Annotated in this window: 13 protein-coding genes; 5 read left to right on the top strand and 8 right to left on the bottom strand. The window is 42.1% G+C overall.

Translation table 11 applies throughout. The features are described from left to right. Window positions 1–305 precede the first annotated feature (305 nt). The 3 genes from RWX26_RS00940 (at window position 306) to RWX26_RS00930 (ending at window position 3,838) form a co-directional block, all read left to right on the top strand. A complete protein-coding gene (locus RWX26_RS00940) occupies window positions 306–1,562 on the top strand; it encodes an extracellular solute-binding protein (protein WP_002917139.1) in 1,257 nt (418 codons plus the stop codon). An 81-nt stretch (window positions 1,563–1,643) separates the two neighbouring features. Next, complete coding sequence (locus tag RWX26_RS00935) at window positions 1,644–3,002, top strand: carbohydrate ABC transporter permease (RefSeq protein ID WP_295345917.1); 1,359 nt, start codon at window positions 1,644–1,646, stop codon at window positions 3,000–3,002. Continuing rightward, entirely contained in the window at window positions 3,002–3,838 is an 837-nt protein-coding gene (locus RWX26_RS00930; RefSeq protein WP_002895328.1) for a sugar ABC transporter permease, read from the top strand. Before RWX26_RS00935 ends, RWX26_RS00930 begins: the two co-directional genes overlap by 1 nt. Before the next feature lie 163 nt (window positions 3,839–4,001). On the opposite strand, the gene RWX26_RS00925 is transcribed toward RWX26_RS00930, so the two are convergent. The 3 genes from RWX26_RS00925 to rimM form a co-directional block, all read right to left on the bottom strand. After that, a complete protein-coding gene (locus RWX26_RS00925; RefSeq protein ID WP_314578299.1) occupies window positions 4,002–6,563 on the bottom strand; it encodes a CAP domain-containing protein in 2,562 nt (853 codons plus the stop codon). A gap of 189 nt (window positions 6,564–6,752) precedes the next feature. Next, window positions 6,753–7,475, bottom strand: coding sequence for a tRNA (guanosine(37)-N1)-methyltransferase TrmD (trmD, locus tag RWX26_RS00920; RefSeq protein ID WP_314578297.1), 723 nt, complete (start codon window positions 7,473–7,475; stop codon window positions 6,753–6,755). Continuing rightward, entirely contained in the window at window positions 7,465–7,983 is a 519-nt protein-coding gene (gene rimM / locus RWX26_RS00915) for a ribosome maturation factor RimM (protein WP_314578296.1), read from the bottom strand. Before rimM ends, trmD begins: the two co-directional genes overlap by 11 nt. 197 nt (window positions 7,984–8,180) lie before the next feature. Here rimM and RWX26_RS00910 point away from each other — a divergent pair, with 197 nt between their 5' ends. After that, window positions 8,181–8,639 carry a hypothetical protein gene (locus RWX26_RS00910; protein ID WP_314578295.1) on the top strand — a complete coding sequence of 153 codons (459 nt, stop codon included), beginning with the start codon at window positions 8,181–8,183 and terminating at the stop codon, window positions 8,637–8,639. Window positions 8,640–8,723: 84 nt separating this feature from the next. Here the strand turns inward: RWX26_RS00910 and RWX26_RS00905 are convergent, their stop codons facing one another. Then, window positions 8,724–9,533, bottom strand: coding sequence for an alpha/beta hydrolase (locus RWX26_RS00905; RefSeq protein ID WP_314578292.1), 810 nt, complete (start codon window positions 9,531–9,533; stop codon window positions 8,724–8,726). Between the two features lie 250 nt (window positions 9,534–9,783). Between RWX26_RS00905 and RWX26_RS00900 the strand changes: the two genes are divergently transcribed. Further along, on the top strand, window positions 9,784–10,074 hold the full coding sequence (locus RWX26_RS00900; RefSeq protein WP_314578288.1) for a VOC family protein: 291 nt from the start codon (window positions 9,784–9,786) through the stop codon (window positions 10,072–10,074). Here the strand turns inward: RWX26_RS00900 and RWX26_RS00895 are convergent. The 4 genes from RWX26_RS00895 to RWX26_RS00880 all read right to left on the bottom strand — a co-directional run bounded on the left by RWX26_RS00895 (window position 10,014) and on the right by RWX26_RS00880 (window position 13,287). Continuing rightward, entirely contained in the window at window positions 10,014–10,535 is a 522-nt protein-coding gene (locus tag RWX26_RS00895) for a GNAT family N-acetyltransferase (RefSeq protein WP_314578284.1), read from the bottom strand. The two genes, RWX26_RS00900 and RWX26_RS00895, sit on opposite strands and share 61 nt — an antisense overlap. Window positions 10,536–10,707: 172 nt before the next feature. Then, complete coding sequence (locus RWX26_RS00890; RefSeq protein WP_032913402.1) at window positions 10,708–11,379, bottom strand: TrkA family potassium uptake protein; 672 nt, start codon at window positions 11,377–11,379, stop codon at window positions 10,708–10,710. Between the two features lie 10 nt (window positions 11,380–11,389). Then, window positions 11,390–12,739 (bottom strand): potassium transporter TrkG, encoded by a 1,350-nt coding sequence (locus RWX26_RS00885; protein ID WP_314578282.1) that lies wholly within the window; start codon window positions 12,737–12,739, stop codon window positions 11,390–11,392. After that, window positions 12,736–13,287: a putative immunity protein gene (locus RWX26_RS00880; protein ID WP_314578278.1), complete on the bottom strand. Its 552-nt coding sequence runs from the start codon at window positions 13,285–13,287 to the stop codon at window positions 12,736–12,738. Before RWX26_RS00880 ends, RWX26_RS00885 begins: the two co-directional genes overlap by 4 nt. Between the last annotated feature and the right edge of the window lie 227 nt (window positions 13,288–13,514).

The following is a 13,514-nucleotide window of genomic DNA, read 5'->3' as shown; positions in this document are numbered from 1 at the left end:
CCATAAGTTTGATTCCTTTCATAGATAATGATTAACTATAGCCTGTTTTTAAATCTTCTTTCAAGTACCAAAAATCTATTTCAAAAGAAAAACGATTCTCTCCATAATAAAGCGTTTTCTAAGCAAAAATCAAGCAAGCGATTGCACAGCCATTTTAATAGGCTTTAATTAAATAAACAGAAATAAAATAGAAAAATTTTAGAAAAATTAATATATTTTTAAAAAAATTTCAAAAAAAGACTTGACAAAAATTGCAAACGGTTGCATAATAGAATTGTAAATAAAAATTCCGGGAGGAAATAGGAATGAAAACATGGAAAAAAGTAGTATTGGGCAGTGTAAGCTTGCTGGCTGCAGGAACGCTGTTAGCAGCTTGTAGCTCGAATAGTAGCAAGGAGAGCTCTTCTTCTAAAGCCGATAGCAAGACCTTGAAACTTTGGGTACCAACTGGTGCTAAAGATTCTTACTCTGATACAGTTAGCAAGTTCGAGAAAGAATCAGGCTACAAGGTTGACGTAGTCGAAATGGAAGATCCAAACGCTCAGGAAAATCTGACAAAAGATGCTAGTACTGCTGCCGATGTTTTCTCTCTGCCACACGACCAACTTGGTAAATTAGTTGAAGCTGGAGCTATTCAAGAGGTTCCTTCTAATATGGCAGAAGAAATCAAGAAGAACGATACAGAACAAGCAACTCTTGGTGCTCAGTATAAAGGTAAAACTTATGCTTTCCCATTTGGTATCGAGTCACAAGTAACCTACTACAACAAGTCAAAACTTTCTGCTGACGATGTTAAATCATACGAAACAATTACATCTAAAGCTAAATTCGGCGGAAACTTGAAAGAAGTTAATGCTTACGCTACTGCTCCACTCTTCCTTTCTGTTGGCGACACTCTCTTTGGTAAAGATGGTGAACAAGTAGACGGAACAAACTGGGGTAACGAAGCTGGTGTGAACGTTCTGAAGTTCATCGCAGCTCAAAAGAATAACAGCGGTTTTGTAAACGTAGATGCTGCTAACCTTCTTGCTAAATTTGAAGATGGTTCAGTTGACGCTTTCCAATCTGGTCCATGGGACTATGCAGCTGCTGAAAAAGCTGTCGGTAAAGATAACCTTGGTATCTCAGTTTACCCAACTGTGAACATTGGTGGACAAGACGTTCAACAAAAAGCTTTCCTCGGTGTAAAACTTTACGCAGTTAACCAAACACCTTCAAACGGCGACACTGACCGTATCGCAGCAAGCTACAAACTAGCTCAAGCTCTTACTAGCAAAGAAAGCCAAGAAAACCAATTCAAGTTTGAAGGACGTCACATCATCCCTGCTAACAAAGAAGTACAAGAGTCTGAAGATGTGAAGAAAGATGCCTTGGCACAAGCTGTTATCACAATGGGATCTTCTGATACCTACACAACAGTTATGCCTAAACTTAGCCAAATGTCTGTCTTCTGGACTGAAAGTGCTGCAATCCTCAGCGATGCTTACAATGGTAAATTTGGTGAAGATCAATACCTCGCAAAATTACAACAGTTTGATAAAGATTTAGCAGCAGCTAAATAATCCTCAAACGAATAAAAATAAGCATTGAAGTGAGGAGGGCAGCCTCCTCACTTCTTTCTTTGTAAATATAAGGAGAATACTATGACTCAGTCATCCTATGACAATGCATCCATGGTTCAGGTCTTTAAAGAGGGAACCTGGGATGTCAAACTCTCTTTTCTGGTAATGGGACTGAGCAACCTTGTAAACAAACAATTTATCAAGGGGCTGCTCTTCCTCTTCTCAGAAATTGCTTTCCTGATTGCTCTTGCAGTCCAAATCATACCAGCTATTGGCGGCATGATTACATTGGGGACTCAAGAGCAGGGAGAGGCTATCAAAAAAGTTAACGGTTTGGAAATCACCGTTCAAGTAGCGGGTGACAACTCTATGCTGATGCTGATTTTTGGACTTGCTTCTCTTATCTTCTGTGCAGTCTTCGCCTACATCTACTGGTGTAACCTGAAAAGTGCTCGTCACTTAATGGCTCTCAAGCAGTCCGGTCAGAAGATTCCTAACTTCGTTGAGGACTTCAAAACCCTTGCTGACGGCCGCTTTCACATGGGCCTAATGAGCATCCCTCTTATCGGAGTACTGCTCTTTACCATCTTGCCTCTGATCTATATGATCTGTTTGGCCTTTACTAACTTTGACCATAAGCATCCAGCTCCTAAGTCACTCTTTGACTGGGTTGGCTTCTCTAGCTTTGGCGATGTTTTCTCAGGTCGCATGGCTAGCACCTTCTTCCCACTTTTAGGCTGGACCTTGATTTGGGCAGTTGCTGCGACAGCTACTACTTTCTTCTTCGGTATCGTTTTGGCTCTCTTGCTCAATACCAAAGGTCTCAAGTACAAGAAAGTTTGGCGCACACTCTTCGTTATTACTATCGCAGTTCCACAATTCGTATCCCTGCTCTTGATGCGTAATTTCCTGAATGACAATGGACCTTTGAACGGATTATTGCAAAGCCTCCATCTCATTCAGCATCCAATTCCATTCTTGAGTGATCCTGTTTGGGCTAAGTTCTCAATCATACTAGTTAATATGTGGATTGGTATTCCATTTACCATGCTGGTGGCAACCGGGATTATCATGAACCTCCCTAGTGAGCAAATCGAAGCAGCTGAGATTGATGGAGCTAGCAAGCTTCAAATCTTCAAGAGCATTACTTTCCCTCAAATTCTCTTGATTATGGCGCCATCACTTATCCAGCAGTTTATCGGGAACATCAACAACTTCAACGTTATCTACTTCCTGACAGGCGGTGGACCTACTAACTCTTCCTACTATCAGGCAGGCTCAACTGACCTCTTGGTTACCTGGCTCTATAAACTGACCGTTTCAGCCAAGGACTACAATCTGGCATCTGTTATCGGTATCCTGATCTTTGCAATCTCTGCAGCCTTCAGTCTCTTAGCCTATACCAGATCCGCATCATTCAAGGAAGGAACTGCTAAATAATGAAAAATAGAAAAAAACTCAGTTTATTAGGGATTTATGTCTTACTGGCTGTTCTAGCATTTATCTGGCTTACACCGATTATCTGGATTTTTCTGACCAGTTTCCGTGGTGAAGGCTCGAATGCAGTCCCTTACTTCTTCCCTAAGACTTATACTCTTGACAACTATATCAGACTGTTTAATAACAACACATATCCTTTTGTTCAGTGGTTTATGAATACCCTGATTGTTGCGACAGCGACCTGTATCCTGTCTACTTTGATTACCGTGGGTATGGCTTACTCACTCAGCCGTATCAAATTCAAGCATAAAAACCGTTTCCTCAAGCTGGCTCTGGTACTTAACATGTTCCCAGGTTTCATGTCTATGATTGCGGTTTACTACATCTTGAAAGCACTCAATTTGACGCAAACCCTTACATCACTGATTCTGGTTTATTCAGCTGGAGCGGCTCTAGGCTTCTATATTGCTAAAGGTTTCTTTGATACAATCCCATATTCCTTGGACGAATCCGCTATGATTGACGGAGCAACTCGCTTCCAAATCTTCCGGACTATTACATTGCCGCTTTCAAAACCGATTATCGTCTATACAGCGCTTATGGCTTTCATGGGACCTTGGGTTGACTTCATCTTTGCCTCTGTGATTCTAGGCGATGTCAAGGAAAAATATACAGTGGCTTTGGGACTTTTCCAAATGCTTAATAAGGACGCCATCAATAAATGGTTCTTGCCTTTCACATCTGGAGCAATTATCATCGCTATTCCAATCACTCTTCTCTTCATCTTCATGCAGAAATACTACGTAGAAGGTGTAACAGGTGGAGCAGTCAAATAGAATCTATTATGTATATCAAAAACTTCCGACAATTAATATCGGAAGTTTTTATCTTTCTTAGAAAATGTGGAACTTAACTCCTCATCCCTTTTATATGAGATTGCTTATTAACTTGGACAAAAAAATGAGTCTGGAAATCGTTCCAATCTCATTTTTTATTTCATTAATTATAATCTTCGTCTCTGCGACGGCGCTTGTTCGTTCCCAAAAAGGCAGCTGCACCAAGTGCCATACCAAAAATTGCAAGGCGTTCTGCTTCTGAGCCAGTATTTGGCAGAATAGCAGGAACTGTTGGAGCCTTATCAGCTGTCGTAGCCACGCTAGCAAGTTGAGCTGCAGGATTTACAACAAAATCAGTAAACGCACCACCACCTGCCGCTTGAACGGCACCCGTAGTGGCTCCTTTGACTTCACGAGTGTTCGCATGAACTTCTGCAGTCTTAGCATCTGAATCTTTCTTAGATTCATCCTCTGCACCTGGACCAGCAGCTCCGCCTTTTACAGCAGTTAGAGTCTGTTTATCTTCACCTGAGCGATAGTTACTATTCAGAGCATTTCCATACAGGAGAGCTGCTTGATTCAAGATATTCAAGAGAGTTTCATAATTCGCTTGAAGACTGTTGTAGGATTCCTCAAGGACAGCTAAAGTTGCAGTCTCTTGATTTAAGATTGCTTGTTTAGCTTCAAAATCAAGCTGCGCTTCTGCCAACTCCCGCTCTGCTTCTGCAAGTAACTGAGGAGCATTTTGAAGGTCAATAACTTTCTTTTTAGCTGCAGCTAATGTTTTTTGAGCAGACAGCAAGTCCTCTTGAGCAGTTGTCAAATTAGCTTTCGCAGCTTCTTGAGCAGACTGAAGTTCTGCCAACTTATCCTTAGCTGCCGCTAGAACTGCCTGAGCATTGCTCAAGTTAGTTTGGTAAGGAGCCAAGCTTGCTGCAATCTTAGCTGTTGCTCTGTCAAGAGCTTCTTGCTTGAGAGCAACATTCTGCTTAGTCAAAGCTAGATTATTTTCAGCAGTTGCTACCTTCTGACGAGCTGCTTCAACTGCTGCAATTTGAGCTGCCGCTGTCTTTTGAGCATCAGCTAATTGAGCATTTAGGATATTGATAGCTGATTCCTGACCAACTTTTTGAGCCTTAAGTTCAGCTAATTGATTCTTAAGTGCTGTAACATTAGCGTTAGAACCTGCAGAACGACCACCACCAGCACGCAACAACTGCTCCATAGCAGCAACAGTCAATAGAGTACCGTTATTAACACGCTGGTCAAAGTTGCTAATGTGATGGAAACCAACCTCTGATGTACCATGAGGAGTGCCCCATTGATTTGGATGTTTATCATAAGCCGCTGAGATAGCATTAGCTTTATTGTCCATCATCTGCACATAGTGGCCAATTTTAGCAAACACACCCGCTCCAACTCTCGTATAGATAGCATTAGCATCAATCTGAGTTTCATCTGTAGGCAGTCCATATTGCGCCGCAATCTGCTGGTAAAGTGTTTTTTCTTCATGCCAGAAATTGACAGCTCCTTGTGGATCAAAACTAATCGCTACATTTTCGTTACCAATCAGCTCGCCCATGTGCCAGTTATTACGCTCAAAGTAGATAGTCTGAATCTGGCTGGCCACATTCGCATACGGATCAACCAACAACTCTTGTAAGCCGGCATTACGACGGTAAGCATTAATCGCTTTAACCAACTCTAAAGCTTGCAGGTTATTTTCTAGACTAGCTGGACTGGTTGGGTCAGAATTAACTGAGATACCAAATTCATTTTGTCCGCGTTGGTAAACAGCAAGTGCATTGTTAGCAGCATCACGAATTTCTTGATTAGCCGCATTGTTACGAACATTTTCTAAAAATTGAGAATAAGTTGTATTGCGAAGGTCAACAGGAGCTGTTGCTGCTGCTTTCTCAGCAGCCGGAATCTGTCTTTCAAGAGAGTTAATAGCTTGATTAGTTTGGCTCAAAGATGCCTTTGCCTGATTGATTTTATTCTGGATTTCAGCCTGCACTTGTGGAGCAGAAGACGCTGCTTGTTCCGCCTTTGTCAACTCAGTCTTTGCATTGTCTAAAGCGGTCTGTGCTTGACTTTGCTGACTCTTAGCAGTTGCTACAGCTTGCTCCTCTGAGTTAAGTGGTGTTTTAGCTTGTTTCAATTCAGTCTCGGCAATGTCTACCAGAGATTGGCTCGCCTTAATAGTATTCGCTTGATCTTTAACGGCTTGGTCTGCCTTGGCAGCTTTAGCCGCTGCTTCTCGAACAGCAGTGTCTTTTGCGCCAACCTCTTGCTCTGCTGTTTTTGCTTCCGTCTCCGCCTTAGCAACATTTTCTTCTGTTGCTTCTGCCTGCACTTCTTTAGCAGTCTCAACAGCGGCTTCAGCCACTTTCACGCTAGTTTTTGCATCTTCAGCTTCTGTTTTCGCAGTATCTACTATCGATCTTTGCTCATCAAGTTTAGCTTTGGCTGCTTCAGCATTTTCTTGGGCAACAGCTACATCTGCTGCTGTCACTGGTTTCTCAGTTACTTCAGTCGCTTTTGGAGCTGTTACAGTTGATTCAACCAACTCATCCGCGTGCACTTGATGGGTCAGTCCACCAGAAATAATAGTTGTAGCCGCGATACCAGTCGCTACAACAGACTTGCCTATTTTCTTTTCCATAATCAATCTCCTTTTTATAATCTCACATACTATAATTAACCTGGGTATAGCAGCCCGCATAGTAATATACTATCACAAAACGCTAGTATTAACTAGTAGCAAACTTATAGTTTTAATAGTTTTTTATTACATTTTAGTTACAAAAATGTTTTATTAGAAAAATAAGCTGGTTTTTCAAACAAAAATGAGCATTTCTTTATCAAATAAAGCAAAAACTCCTAGATCCTTTCTAAGAGTTAACCTTGCTTGTCAGTCCGATTGAGCTTGTCGAATTTCTTCTAACATCGCTTCTTCTTCGGCCGTCATCTCATATCGTTCCAGCAAGTCTGGACGTCTTAGATAGGTCTTTTTCAGACTTTCATAGAGACGCCATTTGCGGATATTTTCATGATGACCACTCATGAGGACTTCCGGAACGACCATACCCCGATATTCATAAGGTCGAGTGTACTGAGGATACTCCAAGAGCCCAGATGAAAAACTATCATCTGTATGACTGGCTTCCTTGCCAATAACCTCCGGAATCAGGCGAACGGTAGCATCAATCATGGTCATAGCCGCTAATTCTCCTCCTGTAAGGACATAGTCCCCTAGAGAGATCTCATCTGTCACTAAAGTCTTGATCCGCTCATCATAGCCTTCGTAATGGCCACAGATGAAAATGAGTTCTTCTTCCTTAGCTAGTTCCTCCGCATATGCTTGGTTAAAAGTCCGACCAGCAGGATCTAGCAAAATCACACGCGGCTGCTTCTTTTCAATGGCATCATAGGCATCAAAAATAGGTTGAGCCCGTAGCAGCATACCCTGACCTCCACCATAAGGCTCGTCGTCTACATGCCGGGATTTTTCAGCTTTCTCCCGGAAATTGTGGTAGTTGATTTCCAAGAGACCTTTTTCCCTTGCTTTCCCTACGATAGAGTGCTCCAAGGGCGCAAACATCTCCGGAAAGAGGGTCAAAATATCAATTTTCATCGTCCAGTCCTTCCGGTATCTCTACATCAACGCGACCTTGCTCAATGTCAATCCCTAGCACCACTGGCGGAATATAAGGTAGCAGCAAATCGCGCTTGCCCTTGCGTTTGACCACCCAGACATCATTGGCTCCTGGCTGCAGAATTTCCTTAATCCTACCAATAATAACGTCATTTTCATAGACTTCAAGGCCGATGATTTCATGGTAGTAAAACTCCCCGTCTTCCAAGTCCGTCAAATCTTCCTCTCGGACTTTCAGAGTGAAATCACGAAATTTCTCAATGTCATTGATATGGTACATCCCCTTAAACTTGATAATATCAAAGTTCTTGACCTTGCGATGGCTGGCAATCTCCACATCCATGACAAACTGATCCTTCTTGTCAAACAGGGCAAGGGTATTGCCTTTTTTAAAACGCTCTTCTGCAAAATCTGTCACTGACAAAACCCGCATCTCACCTTGCAGACCTTGCGTATTGACGATTTTTCCAACATTAAAATAATTCATCTCGACTCCAACATATTATACTCTGCCTAGTATTTTATCATGATATAGGGGAATGTACAAGGGAGATAAGAGTGAATTCCCTTGCCTATATTTATTTGATTAAAGTTGCTATTTAACGTATAATTATACATATAGAGCCTCAACACTATAAATACCCAAGTGTGTTTACACAAAATCAGAAAGAAGTTGGTGATACTATGGGAAAAAAATTAAGCAAACTTCTGCTCTCTGCTGCTCTTCTAGCCACAACAGCTGCCAGTCTGACTGCTTTGACACAGGTCAAAAAAGGCCAAGCAATGGAAAATGAAACGAAAGAAACTAGAAATATCTCAGCCCTTGACGAAAAAATTGCTCAAATTGATAACCTAACCATCAAGGCTTTCCTAGAATACTATGCTAATCAGAATATGACCTCCACATCGTCTCTTCCAATGATAGACGATTTAGAGGCCAATACGCGCATCATCGTTATTGATATAGACTATGCAGACACAAGCATCCCCCCTGCCATTGGAACATCAGTCGATGGATCCGAAGGGCCTGTCGGGGGAACTGTTGACGCTGATGGACAATACATTGAGTTTGATACCAGTGACCATAGCAAATCCGCAACCGTTCAGGAGATTCGAGATGCTATTGCTGAAATACTAGGATGAAACTCTCATAAATATGTTCAAAATAGCTGAGATTTTAATCTCAGCTATTTAGCATGTATCTTCACTCCCGTTTTCAATATACCATTAAAGTTTGTATACATCTTGCCCATCACACTTCAAAAGAAACTCAACTATCTTTTCTGACTGACTCCAATGTAAATAGTGATTATTGCCTCCTAAAATAATCTGAGTTTTTTGTGAAGCAAATTCGGAATCTTTATATTCTTGTTCTCGATAGGCCTGACTCAGGATAAAAATTGGGAATTGAAAAGAGATATCTAAGTTCTGAAAATCGCTTTCTGCGATACTGCAGTAATGTTGAAATCCTTCTTGTACAGATTTTAATCTATCTGAACTCTTTTCTGCCTTAGCCCATAAGATTTTAAAATCAGCAGCTGGAAAACTCTCTTGTCCTATTTTTTTCATATATTCATATCCTCCACCGAGCATCTGAACTTTCTCCTGTAAGGATAAAAATTCGGGATAAGGATTCTGAGCTAATTCGCCATATAGAACAGAATAAGTGGTCGGTTCAATCAAGATTAGTCCCTGACAAAACGGCTCTGACTCAGCAATTTTAACTGCTACGAGGCCGCTAATACTGTGCGCGCAAATAGCATACTGAATGACTTTAAAATGCGATAAAACCTCTATAATAGATTGGACCAAATCGTCCAAAACAAAACTTTCTTGATTTTCCAGTGGGCTTTGGCCAGCATTAGGGTAATCTATTGTTAAATAGCCCCAATTTTTAGGTAACTTCCGAATGACTGGCAAAAAATTTTCATAGGTCGGCAGACTCCCTGCACCGCTTAAAAATACAGCAATCTTTTCCGCAGGTTGATAAGATACAAATAGCTGTCCTACTTTCGTTTTGATGATTTTTTCTTTCATAATGTTTCCAATCAATTCTTAAAAATATTATCTGTGCACACACTACTATCTAAGAGCTAGCTATTTTACTAGCAGAATAAGGACACCCCAATACCAAAAATTATATACCAAAATTTTTTCATATTCAACCAAGATTCGTGTTAGAAGAGGCAGTTGCTTGCACTGTGAATGAAGGCTAATCTCAAGGCTTGTTTTTCCTGAAAATCTATGCTAAGGTAAAGGAAAAATATAAGAAGGAGGAACAGCTGGGATGAGGAGTGGGCATCTGATTTACAAGGTAAAAGACTTGCAGGAATCGGTCAAGGAATGGGAAGCAAAGGTTTTTGTCGTCGAATACGGCAGAAGGGAAAAACCCAACAATGCCTTAATATACTTTAGTCAAGGCCCCTATATTGAGCTCCTGGAAAATACAGGTATTCCTGTAATAGCCAAAATCATAGCTAAACTATTTGGCAGACCTAAAAATCTGGAACGCTTTTTCTACTGGGATGAGTGCGAGGAAGGCTGGCAGGGACTTTGTATCGAAAAAGATTCTTCGTAAAAAGAATCCCCTCGATAAAGAATTTCAAAGCTAAGATCCTCATATTCCAGAAATGCATTCAACGAGCGGAAACCCTTGCTTTTATAAAATTCCCAGCGAGCCTGACGCTGTTCAAGATTATCACACGGCTCATCTAGGCGCTCGATTTCTAAAAGCATGGTTCGCTGATAGAAATTGACCAGCTTTTCGATGATTTCACCGCCATAGCCATGGCTGCGCAAGTGGGGCATAATAGCAAAGAAACTAACATAAAAGGCTTGCGCGTTGGAGATGGCAAAGGCAAAACCAACAAATTCCTTTTCATGATAAAAGGCGAAAAAATTAGCATCCTCCTGTTCCTCATATCGTAAAAATTCACTGAGCGGTATCCTTTCCTCTTCTGGGAAACCTTCATTATTCAAGGCTTCTACCTTATCCAAATCTGGAAAATCTGCTGTAATGATCTGGCTGGTTAAGCTCATAAAATCACTCCTTTTCTAGTGATAGTATAATAAATTTTGCAACTGGTTTCAAAAAAGAGCCCTGAAAGAGCTCCTATGTATCCATTTTTTCTTCATATATTTTTCTTCATATAATAGAAAGGTGCCGAATGCCTAGATAGAATCGGTTGGCCCCCACCGAAGAGGAATTATCCTAGCTGCTACTCACTATTTCACGTAAATTATCCAAATGCTGGTTATCAGTCACAGCCATAATGCTGACGCCTTCTGGCCAAACAAAGTCTGGAGTAAACTTGCTTTCCAAAGGCTGATTTTTTGTCAGACGGTATCCGATAATATTAAGATGATAAAGCCTGCGAGCATCTACTTCACGGACCGTTTTCCCGACCCAGCTAGCAGGCAGTTCAAACTCAGCCACTACTACATCGTCATCCAGCTGGAAGACCTCAATCGAATGGTTCAAGAGAATAGTCTTAGCCAATGAAATACCAGCCTCCACTTCAGGCAGAATAACCAGATCAGCTCCCACCTTTTCCAGCACCTGCTGAGTTACTTCATCTTTGACCTTGGCAATGACATTTTTAACGCCCAATGCCTTGCAGTGCATGACCGCTAGGACGCTGGATTCCAGACTTTCTCCCGTCGCTACGATGACCGTATCACAGGACCCAACGTCTGCCGCCTCTAAAAGCTCCATATCAGTAATGTCCCCGATCACACCAACGGCAATCATGTCTTCATACTGATTGATTGTCTCTTCGTGATTATCAATCGCAATGATTTCTACATCTTGAGAAATCAAGGCCTCAATGATACTCTGTCCAAAAATCCCCAAGCCGAGGATTCCAACTGTTTGATTTGCCATTTCTTTTCTCCTATCCAATCATAATGTCCGCCTTGCTGTAATGCAAGGTTGCAGCCTTCTTCGGTTGATAATGGTTGAGACTGACCATAAGAGTCAGCGGCCCCACCCGTCCAATAAACATTAGCAACATAATCACAATCATACCAGCTGTATTGAGGCTGGTAGTGATATTGGCCGTGACACCAACTGTAGCCAATGCCGACACAGTCTCAAATATCAGGTAAATAAAACGATGACTGCTATCGGTCACTAGCCCAAGAGCCAAAAGACCAAGCAGAAATGTCAGCTGAAAAATCACTGTCACACCAAAAGCCTTCTGCACTAGCTGAGGAGACAGCGTTCTCCGTCCCATATTGGTATGAGGCAAGCCCAGGATTTCCTTTCGAGCAAAAAGAAAAAGAACTAGGAAGGTCGTAATTTTCAGACCGCCCGCTGTACCACCCGGAGCCCCTCCCAGAAACATCTGGAGCAGATAGATAAACAGGGTTACTGGACGAGCAGCTGTATAATCAATGGAAGCAAAGCCAGCTGTCCTCATACTGACTGTCTGAAAAAAGCTGACCAGTAGCTTATCGCCAAAGGAAAGATTGCCAATCGTTCCAGGATTATTGTACTCCGTCCAGAGACTCGTGACCGTCCCAAAAACGAGGAGACCAGCAGTCAGCAGCAAGACTACCTTAGTATGAAAGTGCAGCCCCTTCTGTTTTCCTCCCAATTTAGTCGCCAAGTCAAACCAGACCATAAAGCCCAGTCCTCCAGTAATGATGAGGAGAGCCAAGGTGATATTGACCAAAACATCTGTCTGCAAGCCTAGTAGGCTATCATTACCAAAATTATCAAAGCCCGCATTACAAAATGCAGAAACAGCTAAAAAGATAGAATTAAAAATCCCTTTTCTCAGACCAAACTTGGGAATGAAGCGAATCATGAGAAGGAGCGCACCCAGTCCTTCGATAGTAAAAGTCGTGATAAAAATCGAACGGACAAATTGACCTAAGGTACGATTGTGACCATAACTAAAACTATCCCGCAGAATACGACGATCCTTGAGGCTGAGCTTTTTCCGACTTTCCATGGTGAAAAATCCGATAAAGGTCAGGATGCCCAAGCCACCAATCTGAATCAGTAACATGCAAAGGAGCTGCCCCCAGACATTGTATGTATCCACAACCGATCGAGTAAAAAGCCCTGTCACACAGACCATCGAGACAGCTGTAAAAAGATGATCCAGATAGCCCGCTTGGGAACTAGCCGTCTGCACCCAAGGCAGACTGAGTAGCAAGGAGCCACAGAATATCACCAGAAGAAAAGACAAGATAATCTTTTGCGCTGGTGACAAGCGTGAAAATAAATGCTTCATAAAGTTTCCTTTCCTGATCTAATAAAAGCAGAGGCTAGCTCTATCTGCCCTTCTCTTTCCTTGCCAGCCCGCTGCAAATCATCCGGACTCCGCAAGTTTCTGACTTTGATGGCATAATCCGCTGCGACAATAGCATGGCCCCGCATGTGGCCTGTTGCGACTGCTTGGGCAAAGACACGCGCAGCATATTTACCGATTTGTGATTGGGCTTGCTGCGACAGTTTGTTAGCCAAGAAACCAGCCTGCCTTAGTTCATAGGCAGATGCCCTCCCATCAAGTCGAGCCTGAAAAACCTCTCTTACCTGAGTCAAAATCTTCTGCTTTTCAGACTCATCTTCCGCATCAATCAGAGCTATAAAGCTTGACGCCATTTTCATAGCCCATCGAGCCAGTTGCTCCTGAGGAAGTTCCTCCAAAACAAGCTCCAATTCCAATCTCTTCTCACTATCATCCAGAATTTTTAGCTTATAAGGGCTCGGTAAAATCACTTGATCATTCTCATAAGACTTGCGCTCATGAGCGTTCCAAGCATAATCTTCTGACTTCATATGTCCTCCGGTTTCGAATTTCTCTAAACTCGCCCCTGCATTTCGTTCTTCTCTTAAACGAAGTGTCTAGTTCTCACGAAGGTCGAACTGCATCAATGGTCCTAAATTCAACTGAGCCTAACGGCTTATTTCATTAAGGGGCTTGTACTCACGCTTTGCTGGGCATCAATTTCTCTAAGCTCACTTGAGTGCTGTGCACTCAGTTCGCTAAGAGAAATAGAAAAAAA

Origin of the sequence: uncultured Streptococcus sp., assembly GCF_963536705.1 — a bacterium.
In the GTDB taxonomy this organism is placed as follows: Bacteria; Bacillota; Bacilli; order Lactobacillales; family Streptococcaceae; genus Streptococcus.
This window is presented reverse-complemented; position numbering and strand designations above follow the sequence as displayed.

What these genes read in the sequence shown, in the direction of transcription:
- RWX26_RS00930 (WP_002895328.1), top strand. Translation starts at nt 3,002, where the DNA reads ATGAAAAATAGAAAAAAACTCAGTTTATTAGGGATTTATGTCTTACTG.
- RWX26_RS00925 (WP_314578299.1), bottom strand. Translation starts at nt 6,563, where the DNA reads ATGCGGGCTGCTATACCCAGGTTAATTATAGTATGTGAGATTATAAAA.
- RWX26_RS00900 (WP_314578288.1), top strand. Translation starts at nt 9,784, where the DNA reads ATGAGGAGTGGGCATCTGATTTACAAGGTAAAAGACTTGCAGGAATCG.
- RWX26_RS00910 (WP_314578295.1), top strand. Translation starts at nt 8,181, where the DNA reads ATGGGAAAAAAATTAAGCAAACTTCTGCTCTCTGCTGCTCTTCTAGCC.
- RWX26_RS00885 (WP_314578282.1), bottom strand. Translation starts at nt 12,739, where the DNA reads ATGAAGCATTTATTTTCACGCTTGTCACCAGCGCAAAAGATTATCTTG.
- RWX26_RS00935 (WP_295345917.1), top strand. Translation starts at nt 1,644, where the DNA reads ATGACTCAGTCATCCTATGACAATGCATCCATGGTTCAGGTCTTTAAA.
- RWX26_RS00895 (WP_314578284.1), bottom strand. Translation starts at nt 10,535, where the DNA reads ATGAGCTTAACCAGCCAGATCATTACAGCAGATTTTCCAGATTTGGAT.
- rimM (WP_314578296.1), bottom strand. Translation starts at nt 7,983, where the DNA reads ATGAATTATTTTAATGTTGGAAAAATCGTCAATACGCAAGGTCTGCAA.
- RWX26_RS00880 (WP_314578278.1), bottom strand. Translation starts at nt 13,287, where the DNA reads ATGAAGTCAGAAGATTATGCTTGGAACGCTCATGAGCGCAAGTCTTAT.
- RWX26_RS00890 (WP_032913402.1), bottom strand. Translation starts at nt 11,379, where the DNA reads ATGGCAAATCAAACAGTTGGAATCCTCGGCTTGGGGATTTTTGGACAG.
- RWX26_RS00940 (WP_002917139.1), top strand. Translation starts at nt 306, where the DNA reads ATGAAAACATGGAAAAAAGTAGTATTGGGCAGTGTAAGCTTGCTGGCT.
- trmD (WP_314578297.1), bottom strand. Translation starts at nt 7,475, where the DNA reads ATGAAAATTGATATTTTGACCCTCTTTCCGGAGATGTTTGCGCCCTTG.
- RWX26_RS00905 (WP_314578292.1), bottom strand. Translation starts at nt 9,533, where the DNA reads ATGAAAGAAAAAATCATCAAAACGAAAGTAGGACAGCTATTTGTATCT.